Below are 26,048 nucleotides of genomic sequence, written 5' to 3' on the forward strand. Positions count from 1 at the left end.
CCCGGCGCCCTGCCCGCCAGGCGTGATGCCTGGCGGACAAACCGTCGAGCCGCGACCTGGTGGTGCGCGATGTGTGGGCCCTGGTTGCTGCCACCATCATCGCGCTCCCCCCGCCACAGCCTCTAAACGATCAGAGGCTGTAGTACATGTCGAATTCGACCGGGTGGGTCGTCATGCGCAGACGATTCACATCGGCCATCTTCAGGTCGATGTAGGCGTTGAGCATGTCGTTGCTGAACACGCCACCACGGGTCAGGAATTCGCGATCGGCGTCCAGGGCTTCCAGCGCTTGTTCCAGCGAGGAGCACACGGTCGGGATCTTTGCGTCTTCTTCCGGCGGCAGGTCGTACAGGTTCTTGTCGGCCGGATCGCCCGGGTGGATCTTGTTCTGCACGCCGTCCAGGCCGGCCATCATCAGGGCCGAGAAAGCCAGGTACGGGTTGGCCAGGGGGTCCGGGAAACGCGCTTCAACGCGGCGGCCCTTCGGGTTGCCGACGTACGGAATGCGGATCGAGGCCGAACGATTGCGGGCCGAGTAAGCCAGCTTGACCGGGGCTTCGTAGTGCGGAACCAGACGCTTGTACGAGTTGGTGCCCGGGTTGGTGATGGCGTTCAGGGCGCGGGCGTGCTTGATGATGCCGCCGATGTAGTACAGCGCGAATTCCGACAGGCCGGCGTAGCCGTTACCCGCGAACAGGTTCTGGCCATCCTTCCAGATGGATTGGTGCACGTGCATGCCGGAACCGTTGTCGCCGACGACGGGCTTGGGCATGAACGTGGCGGTCTTGCCGTAGGCGTGGGCCACGTTGTGCACCACGTACTTGACGATCTGCGTCCAGTCGGCGCGCTGAACCAGCGTGCTGAACTTGGTGCCGATTTCCAGCTGGCCGGCGCCGGCCACTTCATGGTGGTGCACTTCAACCGGCACGCCCATTTGTTCCATCAGCAGGCACATTTCCGAACGCATGTCCTGGAACGAATCAACCGGGGGCACGGGGAAGTAGCCGCCCTTGACCGCGGGACGATGGCCGGTGTTGCCGCCTTCGAATTCCAGGCCGGTCGACCACGAGGCTTCTTCGGACTTGATCTTGACGAACGTGCCCGACATGTCGGTGTTCCAGGTCACGCCGTCGAACACGAAGAATTCGGGTTCCGGACCGAAGTAGGCGGTGTCGCCCAGGCCGGAGGACTTCAGGTAGGCTTCGGCGCGCTTGGCCAGCGAACGCGGGTCGCGGTCATAGCCCTTCAGGTCGGACGGTTCAACGACGTCGCACGACAGGATCAGGGTGGGCTCTTCGCGGAACGGGTCCAGGTTGGCGGACGAGCAGTCGGGGATGAGCAGCATGTCGGACGCTTCAATGCCCTTCCAACCCGGGATCGACGAACCGTCGAAAGCCTGGCCGCTTTCCAGCTTGTCTTCGTCGATGGCGGAGGTGGGCACGGAAACGTGGTGCTCACGGCCAACCGTATCGGTAAAGCGGAAATCCACGAATTTGACTTCGTTATCGGCGATCTGTTTCAGGACGTCTTTCGGGCTTGCCATGTCATCTCCATTAGATAAAAGGGTCGAGGGCTTTGCCGCTCGACTGGCATAAAAGAGGGAAGCAATAAGCGTGCCAGGTTTCCCTAGGCAATCCCGGGGGAAAACCGCACGCTTCTGGAAACACGAAGCACCATAATGGTGCAAAAGATGGAGCATGATTGCTCCGTTTTGGTGCAAAAGCAACTACAGGAACATTTCCTGCAAGTCGTTCAGAAAGCGCCACCCCAAGGGCGTGGCCTTCAGCCGGGTTGGATCCGCATCCAGCAAGCCCCGTTTCGATGCTGCCTCCAATTGGTGCGCAATGGCGGCAAGCGACAAACCGGTGCGTTCGTTGAACGCCGTGGCCGGTACGCCGTCCTTCAGGCGCAGCGCGTTGAGCATGAATTCAAAGGGCAGCTCGTCCGGCCCCACCTGCCGGCTTTCGGCCAGATGGCTGCCGTCGCGCGCCATGGCTGCCTGCATCCAGGAATCCGGATTGCGCAGTCGGGCTTCACGCACGATACGGTCGTGAAATGACAGCTTGCCGTGCGCGCCGGGCCCGATGCCCAGGTAGTCGCCAAACTCCCAGTAATTCAGGTTGTGGCGGCAACGCGCGCCGGCCTTGGCATAGGCAGAGACCTCGTAGCGCGCCAAGCCGGCTGCCGCGAGTTCGGCTTCGACCGCGTCCTGCATGGCCGCGCTGGTGTCGTCATCGGGCAGTTCGGCGGGCGGGAACTTGGCGAAGACGGTGTTGGGTTCCATCGTCAGGTGATACAGCGACAGATGCTCGGTGCCGAACGAGATGGCCTGGCGCAGGTCCGCCACACAGGCGTCCAGGCTTTGGCCGGGCAAGGCAAACATCATGTCCAGATTCACGCGCGAGACGGCGCGTTGCGCCATATCGATGGCGGCGCGGGCCTGTGCGGCGTCATGGATGCGGCCCAGCTTTTGCAGTTGCGCGTCGTCAAAGCTCTGGATGCCCAGCGAAAAGCGCGTGACACCGCTTGCTGCATAGTCGCGAAAGCGGCTGGCCTCGGCGGTGCCGGGGTTGGCTTCCATGGTGATCTCGGCGTCAGGCCATAGATTCAAACAGGCGCGCAGCATGGCCAGCAGTTCGTCCAAGCCGGCTGACGACAACAGGCTGGGTGTGCCACCGCCAATGAACACGGACACCACCTGCCTGCCCCAGATGGAAGGCAGCGCCTGTTCAAGGTCGCTGCGCAACGCGTCCAGATACGCGCGTTCGGGGATCTCGCCCGGCGCGGCGTGGGAATTGAAGTCGCAATACGGGCATTTGCGCACGCACCACGGCACATGCACATAAATGGACAGCGGCGGCAGACTGGTCAGCGTGGCGCCGGGCGGCAGGCGCACGCGCGACGGCGACGCGCCCATGTCGTTGCGGATCGGAATGGTGATGGACATGCGGGTTAGGCGTGGCTGAGTTTGCTCAGTAGTTCGCGCAAGGCGCGGGCGCGATGGCTGACGCGGTTCTTTTCTTCAGGGTCAAGCGAGGCCGCCGTCAGCGCCATGTCGGGCAGGTAGAAGTGCGGGTCGTAGCCAAAGCCGTTCGCGCCTTCGGGCTGGTCGATGATCTCGCCGTGCCACAGGCCTTCGCCAATGATGGGACACGGGTCGTTTTCCGAACGCACCAGGGCCAGCACCGCCACATACCAGGCGTGGCGGTCGGTAACACCCGCCAGGTTGCGCACCAGCAACGTGTTATTGGCCTGGTCGGATTTTTCGCCGCCGTGCATCTGGGCGTAGCGGGCCGAATACACGCCGGGGGCAGCGTCCAGTGCGGCCACGCACAGGCCGGAGTCGTCGGCCAACGCCGGCAGACCGGTCAAGCGGCTGGCATGGCGCGCCTTGGCCAAGGCATTTTCAACAAAGGTTACGTGCGGCTCTTCGGCTTCGGGCACGCCCAGCTCGCCTTGAGGCACGAGTTCAACGCCCAGCGGCGCGAACAAGGCGGAGAACTCACGCAATTTGCCAGCATTGTTGGACGCCAGCACGATGCGGCGCAGGGATTCGGGAATCTTGGGGGAAGTCATGGGGCAAATTGTATAGGGCGTGCGCAGGCGGGCGGCCCCAGTCCGGATGCAAAGCAAGGGCAAATCTCGGTTGACACCCATGTAACAGCACTTGAAGATTGCGCGTCGCGTTCACCGGCAACAACGCAGACATATTGTGTCGTCAACATTAGCAATCTTGTCACTGATCGTATCTGAACGCCTCGGCGATGACCTCTCTTCACGCTTTGCCTCGGCCGACTGCGGCCCGCACGCCATTCACCCTGTCGGGCGATGCGCCCGCACCCGTCGGCTTGGCCGGCATTTTGCAAGACCGCTTGTTGCGGCCCCGCTATCAGCCGGTGGTTGACCTGTCGCACACCCGCATCTACGGGCACGAAAGCCTGATTCGCGGCCCCGCCGATACCGCCCTGCACTTTCCAGACGCTCTGTTCGCCGAAGCCCGGCGGCGCGGCCTGCATCCGCAACTGGAACTGGCCAGCTTTCGAGCCGGGGCGCAGGGGTTTCACGACCACGACGCCTCCGGCAAGCTGTTCCTGAACCTGTCCGGGTCGGCGCTGATCCACTACTGGACGCTGTGGGGCAGCGACATGCCGCGGCACCTGCTGGAAGATTGCACGTTGCCAGCCTCCAGCATCATCGTTGAACTGACCGAACAAGACCCGCTGTCCGACCACATCGGCGAACTGGGCAATGCCTTTGCCTGCCTGCGCGAGCACGGCATGCGCATCGCGCTGGATGACTATGGCGTGGGCAACTCGAACTTGCAGTTGTGGTCGGAAATTCAGCCCGACCTGGTCAAGATAGACCGCTATTTCTTCGACGGCATCGGCCACGACGACCGCAAACAAAGCATGGTGCGCGCCATTCTGAAAGTGGCCCAGCACCTGGGCACGGCGATCGTGGCCGAAGGCATCGAGACGGCCGAAGACCTGGCGGTGGTGCGAGAACTGGACATCCGCTACGCCCAGGGCTGGTTCTTGGGCCGGCCTGAAGAAACGCTGCTGACCGAACTGACCGCGCCCGTACGCGATTCATTGCGCGTGCGCAGCACCGCCCCCTTGTCGCAACGCGCGGCGGGGGGCACGGCGGCCAGCCTGCGCGTGGAGGCACCCGCCGCGCTGCTGGACAAGCACACCAACGATGACGTGCACCGGCTTTTTATCGAACACAAGACCATGCACGCCGTGGCGGTGGTCGACGCCGACAACCGGCCGGTAGGCATCATCAACCGGCGCGATTTCTCGGAACACTACGCGCAACGCTACACGCGCGAACTGTTTGGCCGAGATAGGTGCTCCACGTTCATGAACGCCGAGCCGGTACTGGTGGACCTGAACGTGTCCATCGACCAGCTCAGCCATGTGCTGATTTCGGAAGACCAACGCTACCTGATGGACGGCCTGATCATCACGCGGGACGGCCGTTACGACGGCTTGGCAACCGGCGAAACCCTGGTGCGTTCCGTGACCGAAATGCGGATCGAGGCGGCGCGCTACGCCAACCCCCTGACGTCCCTGCCCGGCAACATTCCCATCAGCCGCCACATTGCAACCCTGCTGGAAGACGCGGCCGACTTCACCGTTTGCTATGGCGACTTGAACAACTTCAAGCCCTTCAACGACGTCTACGGCTACTGGCGGGGCGACGACATGATCATGCTGACCGCCGAGGTGATCAAGCACCACTGCGACCCGCTGCGCGACTTTGTCGGCCATGTGGGCGGTGACGATTTCGTGGTGCTGTTCCGCAGCCCGGATTGGACCGAGCGCGTACAGCGCATCATTGCGGAATTCAACGAACAGGCAACAGCCCTGTACGACGACCTGGGCCGCAAGAATGGCGGCATCGAAGCGGAAGACCGCTACGGTGTGCCGCGCTTCTTCCCCTTCGTAACGCTGGGTGTCGGCGCGCTGACCGTCACCCCGTCACTATGCGAGCGCATCCGCCCGGAGGACATCGCGTCGGCCGCCGCGAACGTCAAGCACAAGGTCAAGCATGGGAACCTGTCGCTGGTGATCGAGCGCTACACCGGCGGCGTCTTGCCCCAACTGGCCGATTAACTGGCCGACCGAGGCCTGCACGGCGGACGCGTTCTGCGCCGCCTGGGCGATCTGGAACACGGCCACCGCGCGGCGCAGCCCTTGCGCCTGAATTTCCAGGGCCGCCGCTGCGGCCGCGGTCTGTTCGACCATGGCGGCGTTTTCCTGCGTGGTCCGTTCAATGTCCGCCACCGCATCGTTCACCGACGCGATGCCCGCGGCTTGCTCGGCCGTGGCGTTTGAAATTTCGGCCACGATCTGCGTCACTCGGTCCACCGAGACCACCATGTCGCGCATGGTGTCGCCCGCCAGGTTCACCTGCCGCACGCCGGCCTGCACGCGCGACGCGGAGTCTTCGATCAACCCCTTGATTTCCTTGGCCGCCTGCGCACTGCGTTGCGCCAGCGAGCGCACTTCGCCCGCCACCACCGCGAAACCCTTGCCCTGCTCGCCCGCCCGGGCCGCCTCGACGGCGGCGTTCAAGGCCAGGATGTTGGTCTGAAAGGCGATGCTGTCCACCACGCCCACAATTTCGCCGATGCGACGCGCGCTGTCGGCAATGCCCTGCATGCTTTGCACCACCTCATCCACCGCGCGGCCACCGCGCTGAGCCAGCTGCGTGGCGCTTTCGGCCTGGCGGCTCGCCAGGTCGGCATTGCCCGCCGTGAGCTGGACGGTGTGGGCCAACTGCGTCATGTTGGCGGCGGCTTCCTGCAAGGACCCGGCCTGGCGTGCGGTGCGGTCGGACATATCCGCGCCCCCTGCCGCGATCTCGCCGGACCCGGTATGAATTTCCTCGACGCCCCGGCGCACCGATGCCACCGCCGCCGACAGGCCCGTCTGCATGCGGCGCATGGCGGAATACAGGACGCCGATTTCATTGTCGCCGCGCATGGCGATCGCGCCGGTCAGATCCCCGTCCGCAATCCGATCAAAGTGCGCGCCCGCCTCGTTCAGCGGACGCAAAATGCTGCGCCGAAATGCGAGCCGGATCAACACGGCCAGCACCAGCACCACCGCCAGCACCGCGCCGGCCACCATGATGACGTGCTGCAACGTTTGGCTGGCGCTGGCCACCGCCGCCTGGCCTTGTTCGCGCGCATAGGTCTGGTAGGCATCCGCCTGCTTCACATAGGCCGCGCCGCTGTCGGGCAGCACCTTGTCCACCAAGCGGTTCACTTCAATGCCGTTCCACGCCTGCGTCGCTTGCAGCATGGGCGTCATGGTCTGGTCCGCGAAGGCGGTGTAGGCCGCCAGCAGTTGTTCATACAGCGGGCCGCCTTGCGCGCTCGTGTCCGGGTTGGCGCGCAGTTGCGCCAGGCTTTCGCCCGCCTGCTTGAGCAGCGCCTCGGCATGCGCCAGCGACTGGTTGCGCGCCTCTTCCAACCCACCTTCCATGCTGGTTTTGGCATCAGCCAGCGCGGCCCGCGCCTGGAACAAGCGGCTGGTCATGTCGGCCAGATCGCTGGCGCGTTCGATACTGCCCCGGCCCAGGGCTTCGATGTCGGCGCGGTTGTCGCGCAATACCGCGATGCCCGCCGCCGCCGCAATCGCGAACAGCAGCACAAACAACGCCAGAATGGCCGATACCGCCGTGGTGACCCTAAGATTTTTCCGCATATCCATCCGTCTGAAACCGGGCGCCGTCAGGCGCAGTGCCATGGATTATGGACAGGCAGTTTGGCAATTTCTTGACACAACTACTCTGAACACTGACCAACGCCCGTCATGAAAGTGCGCTTTTGCGAACAGGAACCCCGTATTAAGGAATTGTGAATTGGCACGGCCGCGCCCATGCGGCACATTCGATGCTGTACCGATCCATCCTCTTGTCTCTCACCACACCCCTATGCCCCACGCCTCACACGACTATCAGGACATCCGCGAAGCCGTGCGCGATCTTTGCGCGCAATTTCCCGGCGAGTATTTCCGCAAGGTTGATGAAGAACGCGGCTACCCCGAAGACTTTGTCCGCGCACTGACCGAGGCCGGCTGGCTGGCCGCGCTGATTCCCCAGGAATACGGCGGCTCGGGGCTGGGCTTGACCGAAGCGTCGGTCATCATGGAAGAAATCAACCGCAGCGGCGGCAATTCCGGCGCCTGCCACGGCCAGATGTACAACATGGGCACCTTGCTGCGCCACGGCTCGGAAGCGCAGAAGCGCGAGTACCTGCCGCGCATCGCCGCGGGCGAACTGCGGTTGCAGTCAATGGGCGTTACCGAACCCACCACCGGCACCGACACCACCAAGATCAAGACCACCGCCGTGCGCCGTGGCGACCGCTACGTCATCAATGGCCAGAAGGTCTGGATTTCGCGCGTGCAGCATTCGGACTTGATGATCCTGCTGGCGCGCACCACGCCACTGGACCAGGTCACGCGCAAATCCGAAGGCATGTCGATCTTCCTGGTGGACCTGCACCACGCCGTCAAGCACGGCATGACGATCCGCCCCATTCCCAACATGGTCAACCACGAGACCAATGAACTGTTTTTCGACAACCTGGAAATTCCCGTCGAAAACCTGATCGGTGAAGAAGGCAAAGGCTTCAAGTACATCCTGGATGGTCTGAACGCCGAACGCACGCTGATTGCCGCCGAGTGCATCGGCGACGGCTACTGGTTCGTGGACAAGGTCACCGCCTACGCCAAGGAACGCATGGTGTTCGGCCGCCCCATCGGCCAGAACCAGGGCGTGCAATTTCCCATCGCCCGCGCCCATATCAACGTGGAAGCCGCCAGCCTGATGCGTTACGAAGCCTGCCGCTTGTTCGACGCGCACCAACCCTGCGGCGCGCAGGCCAACATGGCCAAGCTGCTGGCCGCGGATGCATCGTGGGAAGCCGCCAACGCCTGCTTGCAGTTTCACGGCGGCTTCGGCTTCGCCACCGAATACGACGTGGAACGCAAGTTCCGCGAAACGCGGCTTTATCAGGTTGCGCCGATTTCGACGAACCTGATTCTGTCTTACGTTGCCGAACACATCCTGGGCTTGCCCCGTTCCTTCTGACCCCGACGCCAATGCTCATGACTGCAAGCAAAGATACCTCCGATCTAAGCGCCGAACTGGCCGCCTTCGCCGCCAACCTGCGCTACGAAGACATTCCCGCGCCGGTGTTGCGCCGCGCCGAAGACCTGCTGCTGGATTGCCTGGCGTCGATACTCGCTGGCGCGTCGGCGCGCGCCGTGCTGGCCATTGACCGCTATGCCGCTACGATGGGGCCGGCCGATGGCCCCAGCGAAGTGCTGATCAACCGCCGCCGTACCACGCCGTTGTTTGCCGCCATGGTGAACGCGGCGGCGGCCCATGTGGTGGAACAGGACGACGTCCACAACGGTTCGGTGTTCCATCCGGCCGCCGTGGTGTTTCCGCCTGCCCTGGCGGTTGCGCAGGCGCTGGGCAGTTCGGGCCGTGATCTGTTGGTGGCGTCGGTGGCGGGCTATGAAGTGGGCATCCGGGTGGGGGAATTCCTGGGTCGCTCGCACTACAAGATTTTCCACACGACGGGCACGGCCGGCACCCTGGCCGCCGCTGTCACCACCGGCCGCCTGCTCAAGCTCACGCCCGACCAGATGCTGCACGCCCTGGGTTCGGCCGGCACGCAGGCGGCGGGCCTGTGGGAGTTTCTGCGCGATGCGGCCGACTCCAAGCAACTGCATACGGCCAAGGCAGCAGCCGACGGCATGACCGCCGCCTACTTGGCGCAAGAGGGCTTCACCGGCGCGCGCCACATCCTGGAAGGCCCGCAGGGCATGGCGGCGGGTATGTCGACCGATGCCGATCCCTCGAAGCTTTGCGACCGCCTGGGTGAACGCTGGGCCTTGGCGGAAACGTCATTCAAGTTCCATGCGTCGTGCCGTCACACGCACCCGGCGGCGGACGCCTTGCAACAGGCGCTGCGGGACAACAAGCTGACCGAGGCGGATGTGGAACGCGTGGTGGCGCATGTGCACCAGGGCGCGATCGATGTGCTGGGCCCGGTGGTCAACCCACAAACGGTGCACCAGTCCAAGTTTTCAATGGGCACGGTGCTGGCGCTGATCGCCCGCCAAGGACGCGCGGGCTTGGCGGAATTTGATGCGGGGCTGGATGATCCGGCGGTCGCGGTATTCCGTGGGAAAGTGGAGATGGCGCTGGACCCGGAGGTCGACAACGCCTATCCGCAACGTTGGATCGGTAAAGTCACCGTCACCACACGCGACGGCCGCACCCTGCACGGCCGCGTCGACGAACCCAAGGGCGACCCCGGCAACACCCTGAGCCGCCCGGAAATCGAAGACAAGACGCTCAGCCTGGGCCGCTACGCCAATGCGGCAACGGAACAGGAACTACGCGGCCTGATAGATAAAATCTGGGCCTTGGAAAAGGCAGAGAAAGTAGGCGCCCTGTTGCCCACGTAGGATGGGTGCAGCGCGAAGATCCCATTAAATAGAAAAATGAAATCGAACGCGCGAAACCCATCAAGCAGCGGTGAGGATTAGGCCGATTTCGCCAAAGAACCAACAAGGCCAAAAAATCACCACCGAACGATGGGTTACGCGCATTTCCCAACCGAATTCTTGCAACCCGCCTCTCGCGCTTCGCCCATCCTACAAAGGTCACACCAGCGCAGCGCGCTGCGCCTGGACCAACTGCGCAATGCCGCCTTCCGCCAAAACCAGCATGGTGTCCAGTTCAGCGCGAGTGAAGGTAGCGCCTTCGCCGGTGCCTTGCACTTCCACGAACGCGCCGCTGCCCGTCATGATGACATTGACGTCGGCGTCGCAGGCGGAATCTTCCTGGTAGTCCAGGTCCAGCACCGAACGCCCTTGCACCAAGCCCACCGACACGGCGGCGACTGCGTCGCGGATCGGGTTGACCGCCACGTCGCCGCGCTGCATCAGCAAGGCCACGGCGTCGGCTGCCGCCACCCAGGCGCCCGTGATGCTGGCGCAGCGGGTGCCGCCATCGGCCTGCAGCACATCGCAGTCCAGATGCAAGGTGCGTTCGCCCAGTGCGCGCATGTCGAACACGGCACGCAGGCTGCGGCCGATCAGGCGTTGAATCTCTTGCGTGCGGCCGCTTTGCTTGCCGCGCGCCGCTTCGCGGTCACCGCGCGTATGCGTTGCGCGCGGCAGCATGCCGTATTCCGCCGTGACCCAGCCTTCGCCCTTGCCCTTCAGAAACGGCGGCACCTTTTCCAGCACGCTTGCGGTGCACAGCACGTGCGTGTCGCCCGCCTTCACCAGCACCGACCCTTCGGCGTAGCGCGTGAATCCGCGCTCCAGGCTGAACGGCCGCAGTTCGTCGACGGCGCGGCCAGACGGACGGGCGATGGTGGGCGTAGTGGTCACAGGCAGACTCCAGACAGAAATAGGGTTCGCGGCATTGTACGGGCAGCCGCCGCAGGAAATCCCGGCTTGGAGTATCCTGCCGCGATATATCCGGTTCAATAAACAGACCCGCCCCCTTTACCAGGATGCCGCGGGCCCCGGCGCAACCGGCTCTTACCCCAAGCTTCACCAGGACACGCCCATGATTCGCAGCATGACCGCCTTCGGCAACGCCCGAGCAGACCTAGAACAAGGCACGCTTGCCATTGAACTGCGCAGCGTCAACAGCCGATTCCTTGATTTGTATTTCCGCTTGCCCGACGAGCTGCGGCACGTTGAAACGCCGCTGCGCGAGCTGCTGACGGCCAACCTGGCGCGCGGCAAGGTCGAGATCCGGGTGTCGTTCACCCGCAATGCCAGCACCGACCTGTCCAAGCTGGACCCGACCTGGCTGGAAAGCCTGGCCGAGCAGCTCCAGGCGGCTCGCCGCATTGTTCCCGATATCTCTCCCCCCCGTCTGGTGGAACTGTTCAACTGGCCCGGCCAACGCGGCAACGACGCGCTGGACCCGCAAATCTGGGGTGCCGCTTGTTTGCAAGCCGCGCAACAGGCCTTGATCCAGTTGCAGGAAGGCCGCGCGCGCGAAGGCGAACGCCTGGCCGGCATGATGCGCGAGTGCGCCGATGGGGTCGCCCGCGTGGTTGACATCGTTCAGGCGCATCTACCGCAATTGCTGGCCGACCACCGCGAGAAGCTGGCCGCCAAGCTGCGCGAAAGCGTCGAGTCGGCCTTTCCGGGCGGTTTCACCCATATCTCGGGCACGGAATTGTCCGAACGCCTGTCGCAGGAAGCCAATCTGTTCGCGCTGCGTATCGACGTTGCGGAAGAATTGTCGCGGCTGCGTTCGCACCTTGAGGAATTGCGTCACCTGTTGAGCGATGGCGGTGGCAAAGCCGCGTCGGGCAAGAAGCAGGCCGGCAGCGCGGGCAAGCGCCTGGATTTCCTGTTCCAGGAAATGAACCGCGAAGCCAATACCCTGGGGTCCAAGGCCGGCAGCATGGACGTGACGCGTGCCGCCATGGATCTGAAACTGCTGATCGAGCAAATGCGCGAACAGGCGCAGAACATCGAGTAAGGCACGCTCGCTGCTCACGTTTCAAGGCCGCGTCATGCGGCCTTTTTGCATTCCAGACTTTTCCTATTCGAGCGCCGGCGCGAGCGTGTTGTCATGGCGGGTTTACTTTCAGGACACACCGATTAGGAATCGCCATGTTCCGCAAGACCTTTCTGCCGCCCGTTGCCAACCTCCTGGCCTTCGAAGCAGTCGCCCGGCGCAACAGCGTGTCGCGCGCGGCGGATGAACTTCACCTGACGCAAAGCGCCGTATCGCGCCAGATTCACCAACTTGAAACGCAACTTGGCGTGACGCTGTTCCATCGCGTGCGCCAACGGGTGGTGTTAAGCGATGCCGGCCGCGCCTACGCCTCGGAAGTGCGCGTCCTGCTGCACCAATTGTCCGACGCCACGCGCCGCACCATGGCGTGCACGCGGCGCGACCAGCTTAATCTGGCAGTGCTGCCCACCTTGGGTACCCGCTGGCTCATTCCGCGCCTGGGGGACTTCATGGCGCGCAAACCTGAAGTCACCATCAACTTCACGTCACGCACCCTGCCCTTCGAATTTTCGCAAGAGCCGTTTGACGCAGCCATCCACTTTGGCGCGCCCTATTGGGCCGGCGCTGTGTGCGAATACCTGATGCCCGAAGAAGTCATCGCCGTGTGCAGCCCCGGCTATCAACGGCGCCATGGTATCCGGCATATCTCGGACCTGGCCCAGGTGGTGCTGCTGCACCAGACCTCACGCCCAGCCCAGTGGGCCACGTGGTTCGACCAGCACGGCGCCAGTTCAGCACGCGCCATGCAAGGCCCCCACTTCGAGCAGGCATCCATGTTGGCGCAAGCCGCCGCCTCAAGCCTGGGCGCGGCGCTGCTTCCCCGCTTTCTGGTTGAGCGCGAGATCGACACGGGCGAACTCATCCAACTGTTTCCGCAAGTGTTAAGCAGCACCGACGCCTATTACTTCGTCTATCCCCAAGCGCAGGCCGACACGCCGCTGGTGCGCGAGTTCGGGGCATGGATGCTTGAGCAGTGCCGGCCCACGGCCTGAGCGCGGCCTGGCGCTGGATCCCGCTTGCCGGGCAATCCAGCGCCTGCTATTCCTAACGCGCCTCGCCCGCCGCCGGCTCTCCGCGCAAGGCTGAATCCAGATACTCGCTACGCGCGCGCGGCTCCGGGAAACGCATGTCCCGGTAGCTGATGAAGCGCGAGCCGCGCGCCAGGCGATAGCCCAGCCAGATCAGCAGGAACAGCGGAATGCCGATGTAGGTGGCCACCACGCCACCCCAATCGATACGGTCTTGTAGAAACGCCTGGTAGTTCTGCCCCAGCGTGATCACCAGGCACAGCACGAAGGCAAAGATCGGGCCAAAGGGAAAGAACGGCGACACATAAGGCAGGTCGGCCAGGCTGTGGCCCTGCTTCACATAGCCGCGCCGAAAACGATAGTGGCTGATGGCGATGCCCAGCCACGCAATGAAACCGGTCATACCGGAAGTATTCAACAGCCAGATGTACACCGCGTTCGGGCTGAAGATGAAGGTGAAGAAGCACAAAGCCGCGACCACGGTCGTGGCCAGCAGCGCCCACATCGGCACGCCATGGCGCGAAATGCGGCCAAAAATGCGCGGCGCCTTGCCCTCGCGCGCCAGGCTGTACAGCATGCGAGTTGCCGCGTACATGCCCGAATTGCCCGCGGACAATACCGACGTCAGCACCACCGCATTCATGACGGAGGCCGCCGCCAGCAAACCAGCCCGTTCGAAGATCAGCGCGAAGGGGCTGACGCTGATGTCTTTGACGTCGTTGCGCAGCAGGTGTGGGTCGGTATACGGGATCAACAGGCCGATCACCAGAATCGCCATGACGTAAAACAGCAGAATCCGCCAGAACACCTGGCGAACCGCGCGCGGCAGGTTGCGGGCCGGGTCCTTGGATTCGCCCGCGGCAATACCGATCAGTTCCGTTCCCTGGAACGAAAACCCCACCACCATCGCCACGCCGATCAAAGCGGCGAACCCGCCGGCGAATGGCGCATCGCCTACCGTCCAGTTGGCCACCCCACCGGTTTCGCCGCCGCGGATAATGCCCAGCAGCATCATCACGCCCATGGCCACAAAGCCCAGCACGGCCACGACCTTGATCAGCGCAAACCAGAATTCCGCCTCGCCGAAGCCGCGCGCCGACATCGCGTTCAGCCCGAAGGTAATCGCCAGGAACAAGGCGCTCCAGTAAAAGCCCGGCACATCGGGGAACCAATAAGCCATGACGAGCTGCGCGGCCACCAGGTCCACCGCCACCGTTACCGCCCAGTTGTACCAATAGTTCCAACCCAGCGCGAAGCCGAAGCCGTCTTCGACGTAGCGCGCGCCATAGGTGGAAAACGAGCCCGACACGGGCATGGCGGCGGCCAATTCGCCCAGGCTCGTCATCAGGAAGTAAACCATCACGCCGATCAGCACATAGCCCAGCAGCGCGCCGCCCGGGCCCGCGCTGGCGATGGTTGCGCCCGAGGCCACGAAGAGACCGGTGCCAATGGAGCCGCCTACCGCGATCATTGTCAGGTGGCGTGCGGACAGGGTGCGCCGCAACTCCGAAGGCGCGCCCGCCTTTGCTGCGCGCGTGCCGCCGGAGCGGCGTTCATCGTGTTCCGAGGGGGCCAAAATGCATTCCTTCACGTCTTGAAAGCGTCCGCGCGAGTACCGCGCGAAAGCCGGGGATTACCGAGCAACGCGCGAGAATAGCGCAAACCCGCCTGCCGCAAAAACGGCGCGGGTTTGGGGACGGATCAAGCCTACTGGAAAGCTGTTTCCATGAAGGTGCGCAGCTTGCGCGAATGCAGGCGTTCAGGGGGCATGTCGCGCAAGCGCTCCAGCGCGCGGATGCCAATTTCCAGGTGCTGGTTGACCTGCCGGCGATAGAAAACGCTGGCCATTCCAGGCAGTTTCAATTCACCGTGCAGGGGCTTGTCGGATACACATAGCAACGTGCCATACGGCACACGGAAGCGGAAACCATTGGCGGCGATGGTGGCGGATTCCATGTCCAGCGCAATGGCCCTGGACTGCGCAAAGCGCTCGACCAGTTCAACGTGGTCGCGCAGTTCCCAGTTGCGGTTGTCGATGGTGGCCACGGTGCCGGTGCGCATGATGCGTTTCAGGTCCCACCCCGACAGGCCGGCCACCTCTTCCACCGCCTGTTCCAAGGCCACCTGCACTTCGGCCAGCGCGGGCACGGGCACCCAGGTGGGCAGGTCATCGTCCAGCACGTGGTCTTCGCGCACATAGCCGTGCGCCAGTACGTAGTCGCCCAGGCGCTGGGAATCGCGCAGGCCGGCGCAATGGCCCAGCATCAGCCAGGCATGCGGGCGCAGCACGGCGATGTGATCGGTGATGGTCTTGGCGTTGGATGGCCCCACGCCAATGTTGACCAGCGTGATGCCGGAGTGGTCGCCGCGCACCAGATGATAGGCAGGCATCTGCGGCAGGCGCACGCCCTGGCCTTCGTCGCCCGGGCCGCTTTCGCCGCGCCGCGTGATGCGGTTGCCGGGTTCGACCAGCATCTCGTAGTCTTCGTTGCCGCTGGCCATCAGCGCGCGGGCCCGGGCGCAAAACTCGTCGACATAGAACTGGTAATTGGTGAACAGCACAAAATTTTGAAAGTGCGCGGGCGCCGTCGACGTGTAGTGCTGCAAGCGATGCAGAGAATAGTCGACGCGCTGGGCCGTAAACGGCGCCAGCGGCTTGGGTTCACCCTCTTTGCCACGCCAGGAACCATTCACGATGGCGTCGTCGGTAACGGCCAAGTCGGGCACGTCGAACAAGTCGCGAAGCGGGCGCTTCAACGCTTCCAGGTGCTCGCCTTCAACATAAGCGCCTTCGGGGAAGGCGAAATGCAGCGGGATGGGGGAATCGGATTCACCCACTTCCACAGCCACGCGATGGTTCTGCAGCAGTTGGCCCACCTGTTCGATCAGGTAGTCGCGGAACAATTCGGGCTGCGTGATGGTGGTTTGGTACACGCCGGGTTCGGCCACATGGCCGTATGACAGGCGGGTATCGATCGGGTCGTAGGTTTCAACCACGATACGGATGGCCGGGTAGTACGCGCGGGCACGCTCGGGGCCATTGCCGGGGCTTTTGAGCACTTCGCGGAAGGCGGCGCGCAGGAATGCAGTGTTGCGCGCATAGATTTCGGACAAGCGGTCGACGGCGGCCCGCGCATCCTGGAAAGGTTCGAAGGGCAAGGCGTCGGGCCGGTTCATGGAAGACAAAGGGTGTACTGCGTTCATCATTGAGCTCTACTCCGCTTCTTATCTGTCTTATCGGTTTGCACGGCCATCGGGTTGAACGTCCGGGGCGTGTCATGCCGTAAAGCGCCGATGTCGACGATTATGCCCGAGCCCTTCGCGCCTGAAGTGACACATTCAGCCCTCTCGGGACAAGGCATGCATCGCGCACCTATAGGAAACGATATATCATTCCGTACTTTATTCTTGCCGTTGACGGATGCGCTCGCAGCTTCCCCCACCCCGCAACACCCCGCCGCTATTCACGCGTTGGGCGGTGCTCGCCTGGGTGTGCGCCTGCCTGCTGCTGGCGCCCGTCGGCAACCTTCGCCATGCACTGACCCACCTGGGTGAGCCGCCCACTTCCAGCCAGGACGACTCTCACCCGCAAGACAAGCCAGGCCAGTGCAGCCTGTGCGACCTGTGGGACCTGCTGGATGCGCCGCTGCCGTCGTCGTTTCATTGGCATGCGGCGCCTGCCACCACATCACCGCCCGCGTCCGCAGCGCCGACCAGCGCCATCGCCATCAGCGGCACCTGGTTCCAATCCCGCGCCCCGCCCCTGCAGGGCTGAAATCCGCAAGCCTCCCTTTTCTGATTTCATCCGCCGGCCATTGCGCCGGCTCCTGGATTGTCACCATGAGTCTCCCGACATACCCCGCCGGGGCGCGTGCCGCGCTGCGCGCCGTTGCCATGCGCCCGTTGACGCTGGCCTGCCTGGCTGCGTTGCCCTACGCCTTTCCCGCTGCCGTGCAGGCGCAAACCCCATCCGACGCCGCAACGCTGGCGCCAGTCGTCATTACCGCCAATCCGCTGGGCAGCGACGCGCTGACCACGCCCGCCAGCGTGCTTGAAGGCCAGGGTCTGGCGTTGCGCCGCGCCTCGAATCTGGGCGAAACGTTGAACGGGCTACCCGGCGTATCCACCACCAGTTACGGCCCCATGGTGGGTCGGCCGATCATTCGCGGATTGGACGGTGACCGGATCCGCCTGTTGAACAATGGCGTCGGCATGCTGGATGCGTCGTCACTATCGTTCGACCACGCCGTGCCTCAGGACCCACTGTCGATGAACCGGGTGGAGGTGTTGCGCGGCCCCGCCGCCCTGCTCTACGGCGGCAACGCGATCGGCGGCGTGGTCAACACCGTGGACAACCGCATTCCCACCGAGCCCATCGACGGCGTTCATGGCGAAGTGGGCGGCAGCTACGGCGGCGCCAACAATGACCGCAACGGCGCCGTGCAACTGGAAGGCGGCGACGGCACCTTTGCCATCCACGCCGATGTATTCGGACGCAAGACCGACACGCTGCGTATTCCGGGCTATGCGCGCACGGCGCAGCAACGCGCGGCAGACGGGCCGGATACTGAACAAGCGCGCGGCCGCCTGCCCAATAGCGACGGCGAGGCCAGCGGCGGCGCTTTAGGCATGTCATGGACGAGCGACCATGGCTACGCAGGCCTGTCCTACAGCGGTTACGACGCCAACTATGGGTCGGTCGCCGAAGAGGACGTGCGGATCAAGATGCACCAAGAGCGCTTCGGCGCGGCGGGCGAACTGCGCAACCTGGATGGGCCGTTCAAGAGCATCAAGCTCAACTTTGCCTACACCGACTATCAGCACAAGGAAGTGGAAGACGGCGAAACCGGCACGGTGTTCAAGAACCGGGGCTATGAGGCGCGAATCGAGGCGCGCCACGCCGACATCGGCCCGCTGCACGGCGTGTTGGGTCTGCAGTTCGGACAAACGCGCTTCTCGGCGCTGGGCGATGAAGCCTTGGTGCCCACCACCGACACCGATTCCGCCGCGCTCTTTGCGCTGGAGGAATGGGACCTGACCGACCGGTTCACGCTGTCGGCCGGCGCTCGTATCGATCACACGCAGTTGAAGCCGACGGCGGGCGGCAACGACCGTTTTGACGGCTCCTCGCGCCGCGACTTCAACGCCGGCAGCTTCTCGGTGGGCGGCATCTACAAGCTGGACAGCCGCTGGTCGGTCGCCGCCAACGGCGCCTACACCGAGCGCGCGCCCACCTTCTACGAGCTCTACGCCAACGGCCCCCACGCGGCCACCGGCCAATACCTGGTCGGCGACCAGAACCTGGGCAAGGAACGCGCCTGGTCGGGCGACCTGGCGCTGCGCTACAAGAACGATGCCGACCACGGCAGCATCGGCGTGTTCTACAGCAGCTTTGCCAACTATCTGGCGGAAACCAACACCGGTCGCTATCGCAACGACGACGGTGGCGTGGTCGCGGCGGGCGGCGACGACGCGTTGCCCGAGGCGCGCTACCAAGGCGTATCCGCCCGCCTGTACGGCCTGGAGGCTGAAAACGTGACGCGGGTGTTGCAGCGCGACGGTCATACGCTGGACCTGGGCTTGTCTGGCGACTACACCCTCTCGCGCAACCGCGATACCGGGCGTTCGCTGCCACGCATTCCGCCGCTGCGCCTGCGCGTGGCGCTGGACTACGGCTACGGGCCCTACTGCGCCGGGGTGAGCGTGTCCAAAGCCTTTGCCCAGCACGACCACCCGGCCAACGACACGTCTACCGCCGGGTATTACAGCCTGGACGCCAATGCCGGGTATCGCTTCAAGACCACCGGCGTGCAATGGGAGGCTTACCTACGCGGCCTGAACCTGACCAATCAGGACATCCGCTACGCCACATCGGTACTGCGCGATGTGGCGCCCGAAGGGGGGCGCGCCGTCATGGTGGGCTTGCGCGGCAGCTTCTGAGGCGTGGCTTACTGAACCGCGGTGTTTGAAGTCCAAAATGCTGCAACCGTTACGTCGTTCTCCCGGGAGGGCGTAACGGATTTGCCCCGATATTGCTGCATTGCACTACAAATGTAATGAAACTTTATTCCACTATAATTCAACAGCTTCCGGGCCTTTTGCGTCCCGAAGCCGCCCCTTTCCGCCGGCTTGCCCCCTCCAGGCAAAGCCATGCCGCCTACTCCGATTTCTGAAGTGACGTAATGACGCCGCCTACGCGAAAAGTCCGAATTGCCGATTTCCGCATTCCCGTTTTCCTGTCTGCCCCCCTTCTTGCCCTGACCCTCTCGTGGATACCAGGCGCCGCCCAGGCCTCCCTGCCCACCGAGCAAGCCCGCCCGACGCTCAACGGCCTGCGCCTGGCGCAAGAGCCCACCGTGCCCACCTTGCGTGAACGTGTCGTGCAAGCGGGCCTGGACGCCATCGGCACCCCGTACAGCTGGGGTGGCGACGATGCCGAAGGCTTCGACTGCAGCGGGTTGGTGCTGTATGTCTACCGAGAAATCGCCGGGCTTGAACTTCCCCGCACCGCCCGCGCCCAGCGCAGCGAAGGGAAGTCCGTGTCCAACAAGAAGGCACTGCGTCCTGGCGACCTGGTCTTTTTTGCCACTCGGGGGCGTGGTGTAACGTCGCACGTAGGCATCTACATCGGCCAGAACAAATTCGTCCACGCGCCCCGACGCGGCACCAAGGTGCGCGTCGACGAAATGACGAATCCCTACTGGACCAAGCGTTACGTTGGCGCGCGGCGCTATCTGGACACCACGCAGGGCCAGATGCTGGCACAAGCCTCGCGTTAAGGCCTGGCGTTAAGGCATTTTGGGGCCGGCGAACCGGCGCGAAAAAAAAGGCGCCTGCCGGGCGCCTAGCATCAGGGCACCGAAGCCTGCCGGGCTACAGCCGGCAGGCTTCGTGGATTCAGCCCCGCCCCACAAAGGGCATGTTGGTGGCCATGATGGTCATGAACTGCACATTTGCGTCCAGCGGCAGGCGCGCCATGGCGGCCACGGCTTGCGCCACATGCGCCACATCCATGCGCGGCTCGACCTTGGTGCTGCCGTCGGCCTGCAGAATGCCCGCCGCCATGCGCTCGGTCATGTCGGTGGCGGCGTTGCCGATGTCGATCTGCCCGCAGGCAATGCCATAGGGGCGGCAATCCAGCGAAATGGATTTGGTCAGGCCCGTCACCGCGTGTTTGGTTGCCGTGTAGGCAATGGAGAACGGACGCGGCGCATGTGCCGAGATAGACCCGTTGTTGATGATGCGGCCGCCTTGCGGGGACTGCGCCTTCATCACACGGATGGCGGCTTGCGCGCACAGGAACATGCCGGTCAGGTTGGTATCGACAACTTCGCGCCATACCGAGACGGGCAGTTCTTCGATGGGCATGGCCGGTGCGCCACGGCCCGCATTATTGAACAGCACATCCAGGCGGCCATACTCCCGCTGCGCAGTGTCGAATAGATCACGCACAGCGTGCTCGTCCGAGACATCGGTGGGCACCACCAGGGCACGCACACCATCTTCACCGGCTGCGGTACGGGTGGCTTCAAGCGGGTCGCGTCGACGCCCCGCCAGCACCACCCGGTAGCCTTGAGCCAAAAATTCCAGTGCTACCGCGCGTCCAATTCCTGTCCCTGCGCCGGTTACCAGGGCTACGCGCGGCGGTTCGATCTCGTTCGCATGCATCGAATTCTCCTTGTTATCAATCGGCGAGATGCTACCGCAATCATTCTTGCGAAGCTGCAAGCAAAGTTTCCAATGCGGACACAATGCGCTGCGGTGACGTGCAAGCAGAAGAAGCGAGAAAGTGCCGCCTTAAGGAAAATGCCGTCTTAGTCGCGAAGCGCGCACTGATATGTCACAAGTCTTTATATAATTTGTAGAAATTAGCTTATTACCCAAATCCAATAACAAGCTTTGGAGCAGGCACCCATGACCCCACGGTCCTTTAGCGCCACGCTGCTGGCAGGTCTGGTATGCGCAACGGCTGCGCAGGCACAGGCCGAACCTGACGGCAAGCAAATCAGCATGCAAGGCGCGAACGGCGCCCCGGCCTGTATTACCTGTCACGGCGCCCGCGGCGAAGGCAACCCCGCCGCGGGCTTTCCGCAACTGGCAGGTATCGGCGCCAAGTACCTGACTGAACAACTGGAAGCCATGGCCAACGGCTCGCGCGTCAGCCCCATCATGGCCGCGACCGCCAAGGCCCTGAGCCCCGCCCAACAAGACGCCGTGGCCCGCTACTACGCCGGGCTGCCCTCCCCGCTGAACACTGACCACCTCGCCGCGACGGCCATGCACCCCGTCAAGCCAACCGACACCGGCGCGTGGCTGGCCACACGCGGCGCCTGGGACAAGAACGTGCCCGCCTGTAATCAGTGCCATGGCCCGGGCGGCATCGGGGTAGGCGAAAACTTCCCCAGCCTGGCGGGCCAGCCAGCCGCCTATATCGCCGGCCAGTTGCGCGCGTGGCAGCAAGGGCAGCGGCCGCCCGGCCCACTGGGTTTGATGCCCGCCGTGGTCACCCGTTTGACGGACGCCGAAATCGACGCCGTCTCGGCCTATTACGCCGGCCTGCCCGCCGCCGCGGAGCTGCTCGTCAAGCAATCGCCCGCCAACCAGGGGAACAAGCAATGAAGCCCGATTCCATGTTCCGCGCCACGTCCACGGGCGGGTTTGCCGCCGCGCTGTTGTCCCTGCTGGCCTTGTTCTGTACGGCGTCTGCCACATACGCGGCAGACGCCAAACCCGCCTTCACGCCTCCTTCCGCCGCCTCGTTGCCTGACACCGAATTTGGCAAGGTCGTGCGCCAGGGCGAACAGATCTTCCTGCACACGCCGCAACTGGCGGGGAAGTTCGTGGGCAACAACCTGAATTGCGCCAGTTGCCATTTGGATGCCGGACGCAGGCCGGATTCCGCGCCAATGTGGGCGGCCTATGTGCTCTATCCGGCCTATCGCGCCAAGAACGCACACGTCAATACGCTGGCCGAGCGCCTGCAGGGCTGCTTTCGTTTCAGCATGAACGGCAAGGCGCCGGCGGCCGACGACCCCACGCTGACCGCCTTGCAAACCTATATGTTCTGGCTAGCCAGCAAAGCGCCAACGGGCGTGGTGCTGGAAGGCCAGGGCTATCGCAAACTGCCCCCACCCGCCCAGAAAGCCGACTACGTGCGCGGCAGCAAGGTCTATGCGCAGTACTGCGCCGTATGCCACGGCGCCGAAGGCCAGGGCCAGAAGAATGGCAAGCACTGGGTGTTTCCCGCCTTGTGGGGCGCGGACTCGTTCAATTGGGGCGCCGGCATGCACCAGATCGGCAACGCGGCCGGCTTCATCAAGTCCAACATGCCGCTGGGCCAGGCCGGCATGTTGAGCGACCAGGAGGCCTGGGACGTGGCCTACTTCATGAATGCGCATGAACGCCCGCAAGACCCGCGCTATACGGAATCCGTCGCGGCGACGCGCTCCAAATATCACGACTCGGAGGATTCCTTGTACGGGGTCGAGGTCAATGGCCATTTGCTGGGCAGCGACGCCCCACCGGCGGGCGGCACGTTGATTCAGGCGAATACCCAACCGGCGGGTTAAGGGCCGATACCAACCCCACAGGTCGAGCCACACCATTCGCAGACCCTGAAAAAACACGCGGCGCGGCATCGGGTTTTCCCCTGCCGCGCCGCGTGATTTGCTAGACTCCCGGTCTTAGCATCACTCGCCGGTCCTATTTCATGCACGCCAATCCCGGAAACGTCTTCATGGTCGTCGCCCCTAGCGGCGCGGGCAAATCCAGCCTGGTGAAGGCCTTGCTCCAGCAAGACCCTTCCATCGAACTTTCCATTTCTTGCACCACGCGCGCGCCCCGGCCTGGTGAAGAAGACGGCCGCGAATACCGCTTTGTGTCATCTGACGATTTCAGGCAGATGCGCGACGCGCAGAACCTGCTGGAGTGGGCGGAAGTACACGGCAATTTCTACGGCACGCCGCGCGACCGTATCGACACCGCTACGCGCGAAGGGCGCGACGTCCTGCTGGAAATCGATTGGCAAGGCGCTCGCCAGGTAAAACAGCGGTTTCCGGGCGCAATCGGCATTTTCGTGCTGCCGCCGTCGATCGATGAACTGGAAAACCGCTTGAAGGCGCGCGGCCAGGACGCGCCGCAAGTCATCGCGCGGCGGCTGATGGCCGCGGGCGGTGAAATCGCCCACGCGCCAGAATGCGAATATGTTATTATTAATCAAGAATTTAGCGTAGCCTTGTCGGAACTGATACAAATAGTCAGCGCCGCGCGGCTGCGTTTTTCGTCTCAGGCCGCCCGGCACGCTCAGTTGTTCTCGCAACTTGGCATTCCCGCCGAGCACTGAGCCGACTGCATTCTCTCCAATAATCCATCAGCACCAGGTGTCCTAATGGCTCGCATTACCGTCGAAGACTGTCTGAATCAAATCCCCAACCGTTTCAAGCTCACGCTGGCCGCGACGTATCGCGCCCGCGAGTTGGCGCAAGGCCATGCCCCGCGCCTGGACAGCAAAGACAAGCCCACGGTCACTGCGCTGCGCGAAATCGCAGGCGGCCTAACCGGCGTGGAAATGCTGCGTAAAGTTCCCACCTGATACTCTCCGGGGGGCGGCAAGTATGGCTTTTCCCGGGCTGAAGTACGCTTCATCTGGTCTGCTTGCCGCGCTACGTGCCGGCTCCCGTCTTGGGCGCCGCACGGGTAAGAAAAGCAAGAACCTCGCTACGCCACCGTCTGTCGCTGCACAAGAAGCGGCGGACGCGACCGCTTCGCCGGTTGCTTCGCTGGCGCCGCTGACCGAAATCATCGGCAGCTATCTCGATCCCAAAGATGTAGAACGTGTGCGCGAAGCCTATCGCTTCGCGGATCAGGCGCACCTGGGCCAATTCCGCGCCAGCGGTTCACCCTACATCTCGCACCCCATCGCCGTCACTGAAATCTGCGCAGGCTGGAAGCTCGACGTCAACGCGTTGTCGGCCGCTCTGCTGCATGACGTGATGGAAGACCAGGGCATCGCCAAGCACGAGCTTGCCGAACGCTTTGGTCCTGAAGTCGCCGAGCTGGTTGACGGCCTGTCCAAGCTCGACCGTCTGGACTTCGCCACGAAGGCAGAACAGCAGGCTGAGAGTTTCCGCAAGATGCTGCTGGCGATGGCGCGCGACGTGCGCGTCATTCTCATCAAGCTGGCCGACCGCCTGCACAACATGCGCACACTGGACGCGGTCAACCCCGAGAAACGCCGACGTATCGCGCGCGAAACGCTGGACATCTACGCGCCCATTGCACATCGTCTTGGCCTGAACCTGCTGTTCCGAGAACTGCAGGATCTGTGCTTCGCGGCCATGTACCCCAACCGCTACCAGGTGCTGTACAAGGCCGTGCTGGCCGCGCGCGGCAACCGCCGCGAAGTCATCACCAAGATTGCAGATTCGGTGCGGGCGTCGCTGCCCGCCGCCGGCATCGAAGCCGAAGTCACGGGCCGCGAGAAAACGCTTTATGGCATCTACCGCAAGATGGTGGACCAGAAAAAATCGTTTTCCGACGTGCTCGACATTTACGGCTTTCGCGTCATCGTGCATACCCTGCCCGAGTGCTATCTGGCGCTGGGCACGCTGCACCAGCTTTATCGGCCCGTACCCGGCAAGTTCAAGGACTACATCGCCATTCCCAAGGTGAACGGCTATCAGTCCTTGCACACCACGCTGGTCGGCCCCTACGGCACGCCGGTGGAATTCCAGTTCCGCACGCGCGACATGCATCACGTGGCCGAAGAAGGCGTGGCCTCGCACTGGCTGTACAAGGGCGCCGACCTGACGCTGAACGACCTGCAAAAGCGCACCCATCAATGGTTGCAATCGCTGCTGGACATTCAAAGCCAGACGGGCGATTCCGGCGAATTCCTTGAACACGTCAAGGTGGACCTGTTCCCGGATGCCGTGTACGTGTTCACCCCACGCGGCAAGATCATTTCGCTGCCACGCGGCGCCACGCCCGTGGACTTCGCCTACGCCATCCATACCGACATCGGCAACCAGGCCGTGGCGGCTAAGGTGAATGGCGAGTTCGTGCCGTTGCGCACCGAACTCAACAGCGGTGACACAGTGGAAATCGTGACGTCGCCCGCCTCGCGCCCCAACGCACAGTGGCTCAATTACGTACGCACCGGCCGCGCACGCTCCGAAATCCGGCATTACCTGCGCACCGTCAAGTACGAAGAATCGGTGGCGTTCGGCGAACGCTTGCTCAGCCAGGCCTTGCAGGAATTGCACATGCCGATGCCGGCCACCGATGACCCCGCCTGGCAGAAATTGGCGCGCAGCACCGGCGCCAGCTCGCGCGAGGAAATCCTTGCCGATATCGGCTTGGGCAAGCGCCTGGCGGCAGTGGTTGCACGCCGGTTTGCGCCCGAACACCAATTGGTCGCCACCACGGCAGCGGCCGTGGACGAGCTGACTTCCGCGCGCAGCGCCCCCATCCTGATCCAGGGCAACGAAGGCCAGGCCGTGCAGTTGGCGCCGTGCTGCGGCCCGCTGCCTGGCGACCCGATTGTGGCGGGCATGCGCATGGGCCATGGGCTGGTGGTGCACACCGCCGACTGCCCGGTCGCCATGCGCCAACGCCTGCGCGAACCCGAGCGCTGGATCAACGTGGCCTGGGATGCCCACACGGCCAAGCACCTGGCCACGCGTCTGGACATCATCACCCGCAACGAGCGCGGCGTGCTGGGCCGGCTCGCGGCGGAAGTTACCGCCGCTGACGCCAACATCATGCACGTGACGATGCACGACGATGCGGTGTCCACGGTGTCGTTGCACCTGACCATTCAGGTCGACAGCCGCAAGCACCTGGCCCAGGTCATCCGCGCCATTCGACACGTGCCGCAGGTGCAGAAGATCGTTCGGGTGAAAGGCTGACGCCATTTCTTCATGACCCGACGCAAGC

At 63.7% G+C, this 26,048-nt stretch carries 20 protein-coding genes and 1 pseudogene; 13 read left to right on the forward strand and 8 right to left on the reverse strand.

What is annotated here, in order from left to right:
• Positions 1 to 130 precede the first annotated feature (130 nt).
• The 3 genes from glnA to rdgB all read right to left on the reverse strand — a co-directional run bounded on the left by glnA (position 131) and on the right by rdgB (position 3,576).
• On the reverse strand, positions 131 to 1,543 hold the full coding sequence (gene glnA / locus ELS24_RS15785; RefSeq protein ID WP_050446877.1) for a type I glutamate--ammonia ligase: 1,413 nt from the start codon (positions 1,541 to 1,543) through the stop codon (positions 131 to 133).
• A 183-nt stretch (positions 1,544 to 1,726) separates the two neighbouring features.
• Positions 1,727 to 2,947: a radical SAM family heme chaperone HemW gene (hemW, locus tag ELS24_RS15790; RefSeq protein WP_050446878.1), complete on the reverse strand. Its 1,221-nt coding sequence runs from the start codon at positions 2,945 to 2,947 to the stop codon at positions 1,727 to 1,729.
• Between the two features lie 5 nt (positions 2,948 to 2,952).
• A complete protein-coding gene (gene rdgB, locus ELS24_RS15795) occupies positions 2,953 to 3,576 on the reverse strand; it encodes an RdgB/HAM1 family non-canonical purine NTP pyrophosphatase (RefSeq protein ID WP_050446879.1) in 624 nt (207 codons plus the stop codon).
• Positions 3,577 to 3,764: 188 nt separating this feature from the next.
• Here rdgB and ELS24_RS15800 point away from each other — a divergent pair, with 188 nt between their 5' ends.
• Positions 3,765 to 5,618 (forward strand): EAL domain-containing protein, encoded by a 1,854-nt coding sequence (locus ELS24_RS15800; RefSeq protein ID WP_230695056.1) that lies wholly within the window; start codon positions 3,765 to 3,767, stop codon positions 5,616 to 5,618.
• A 210-nt stretch (positions 5,619 to 5,828) separates the two neighbouring features.
• Here the strand turns inward: ELS24_RS15800 and ELS24_RS15805 are convergent.
• Positions 5,829 to 7,259 (reverse strand): annotated as a pseudogene (locus ELS24_RS15805) (methyl-accepting chemotaxis protein); the annotation flags it as partial.
• Between the two features lie 187 nt (positions 7,260 to 7,446).
• Between ELS24_RS15805 and ELS24_RS15810 the strand changes: the two are divergent.
• Together ELS24_RS15810 and ELS24_RS15815 are read left to right on the forward strand one after the other, a co-directional pair.
• Positions 7,447 to 8,607, forward strand: coding sequence for an acyl-CoA dehydrogenase family protein (locus tag ELS24_RS15810; RefSeq protein WP_050446881.1), 1,161 nt, complete (start codon positions 7,447 to 7,449; stop codon positions 8,605 to 8,607).
• A gap of 17 nt (positions 8,608 to 8,624) precedes the next feature.
• Positions 8,625 to 9,998 carry an MmgE/PrpD family protein gene (locus ELS24_RS15815; protein ID WP_127184668.1) on the forward strand — a complete coding sequence of 458 codons (1,374 nt, stop codon included), beginning with the start codon at positions 8,625 to 8,627 and terminating at the stop codon, positions 9,996 to 9,998.
• A 198-nt stretch (positions 9,999 to 10,196) separates the two neighbouring features.
• Here the strand turns inward: ELS24_RS15815 and rph are convergent, their stop codons facing one another.
• Positions 10,197 to 10,931 (reverse strand): ribonuclease PH, encoded by a 735-nt coding sequence (gene rph, locus ELS24_RS15820; protein ID WP_050446883.1) that lies wholly within the window; start codon positions 10,929 to 10,931, stop codon positions 10,197 to 10,199.
• A gap of 181 nt (positions 10,932 to 11,112) precedes the next feature.
• Here rph and ELS24_RS15825 point away from each other — a divergent pair, with 181 nt between their 5' ends.
• Both ELS24_RS15825 and ELS24_RS15830 read left to right on the forward strand, forming a co-directional pair.
• Positions 11,113 to 12,045 (forward strand): YicC/YloC family endoribonuclease, encoded by a 933-nt coding sequence (locus ELS24_RS15825; protein WP_127184669.1) that lies wholly within the window; start codon positions 11,113 to 11,115, stop codon positions 12,043 to 12,045.
• A 134-nt stretch (positions 12,046 to 12,179) separates the two neighbouring features.
• Entirely contained in the window at positions 12,180 to 13,076 is an 897-nt protein-coding gene (locus ELS24_RS15830) for a LysR family transcriptional regulator (RefSeq protein WP_050446885.1), read from the forward strand.
• 52 nt (positions 13,077 to 13,128) lie between these two features.
• On the opposite strand, the gene ELS24_RS15835 is transcribed toward ELS24_RS15830, so the two are convergent.
• Both ELS24_RS15835 and ELS24_RS15840 read right to left on the reverse strand, forming a co-directional pair.
• Positions 13,129 to 14,616 carry an amino acid permease gene (locus tag ELS24_RS15835; RefSeq protein ID WP_157055409.1) on the reverse strand — a complete coding sequence of 496 codons (1,488 nt, stop codon included), beginning with the start codon at positions 14,614 to 14,616 and terminating at the stop codon, positions 13,129 to 13,131.
• Between the two features lie 203 nt (positions 14,617 to 14,819).
• Entirely contained in the window at positions 14,820 to 16,319 is a 1,500-nt protein-coding gene (locus ELS24_RS15840; protein WP_417220580.1) for an AMP nucleosidase, read from the reverse strand.
• Positions 16,320 to 16,533: 214 nt separating this feature from the next.
• Between ELS24_RS15840 and ELS24_RS15845 the strand changes: the two genes are divergently transcribed.
• From ELS24_RS15845 to ELS24_RS15855, 3 genes are all read left to right on the forward strand, one after another.
• Complete coding sequence (locus tag ELS24_RS15845; protein WP_050446887.1) at positions 16,534 to 16,887, forward strand: hypothetical protein; 354 nt, start codon at positions 16,534 to 16,536, stop codon at positions 16,885 to 16,887.
• 65 nt (positions 16,888 to 16,952) lie between these two features.
• On the forward strand, positions 16,953 to 19,052 hold the full coding sequence (locus ELS24_RS15850; RefSeq protein WP_127184670.1) for a TonB-dependent receptor: 2,100 nt from the start codon (positions 16,953 to 16,955) through the stop codon (positions 19,050 to 19,052).
• A 242-nt stretch (positions 19,053 to 19,294) separates the two neighbouring features.
• Entirely contained in the window at positions 19,295 to 19,891 is a 597-nt protein-coding gene (locus ELS24_RS15855) for a C40 family peptidase (protein ID WP_050446889.1), read from the forward strand.
• A 118-nt stretch (positions 19,892 to 20,009) separates the two neighbouring features.
• Here ELS24_RS15855 and ELS24_RS15860 read toward each other — a convergent pair whose 3' ends face one another.
• Positions 20,010 to 20,780, reverse strand: coding sequence for an SDR family oxidoreductase (locus ELS24_RS15860; RefSeq protein ID WP_050446890.1), 771 nt, complete (start codon positions 20,778 to 20,780; stop codon positions 20,010 to 20,012).
• A 246-nt stretch (positions 20,781 to 21,026) separates the two neighbouring features.
• Here ELS24_RS15860 and ELS24_RS15865 point away from each other — a divergent pair, with 246 nt between their 5' ends.
• The 5 genes from ELS24_RS15865 (at position 21,027) to ELS24_RS15885 (ending at position 26,020) form a co-directional block, all read left to right on the forward strand.
• Complete coding sequence (locus ELS24_RS15865) at positions 21,027 to 21,731, forward strand: c-type cytochrome (RefSeq protein WP_127184671.1); 705 nt, start codon at positions 21,027 to 21,029, stop codon at positions 21,729 to 21,731.
• Positions 21,728 to 22,681, forward strand: a complete 954-nt coding sequence (locus ELS24_RS15870) for a c-type cytochrome (protein ID WP_240669317.1) — start codon at positions 21,728 to 21,730, stop codon at positions 22,679 to 22,681. Before ELS24_RS15865 ends, ELS24_RS15870 begins: the two co-directional genes overlap by 4 nt.
• Positions 22,682 to 22,821: 140 nt before the next feature.
• Entirely contained in the window at positions 22,822 to 23,454 is a 633-nt protein-coding gene (gene gmk, locus ELS24_RS15875; protein WP_083447372.1) for a guanylate kinase, read from the forward strand.
• A gap of 45 nt (positions 23,455 to 23,499) precedes the next feature.
• On the forward strand, positions 23,500 to 23,703 hold the full coding sequence (gene rpoZ, locus ELS24_RS15880; RefSeq protein WP_006219679.1) for a DNA-directed RNA polymerase subunit omega: 204 nt from the start codon (positions 23,500 to 23,502) through the stop codon (positions 23,701 to 23,703).
• Between the two features lie 22 nt (positions 23,704 to 23,725).
• The gene (locus ELS24_RS15885) at positions 23,726 to 26,020 is read left to right on the forward strand and encodes a RelA/SpoT family protein (RefSeq protein ID WP_100855892.1); all 2,295 of its coding nucleotides are present in this window, start codon (positions 23,726 to 23,728) and stop codon (positions 26,018 to 26,020) included.
• Positions 26,021 to 26,048: the final 28 nt, after the last annotated feature.

Origin of the sequence: Achromobacter spanius, assembly GCF_003994415.1 — a bacterium.
GTDB lineage: Bacteria > Pseudomonadota > Gammaproteobacteria > Burkholderiales > Burkholderiaceae_B > Achromobacter > Achromobacter spanius_C.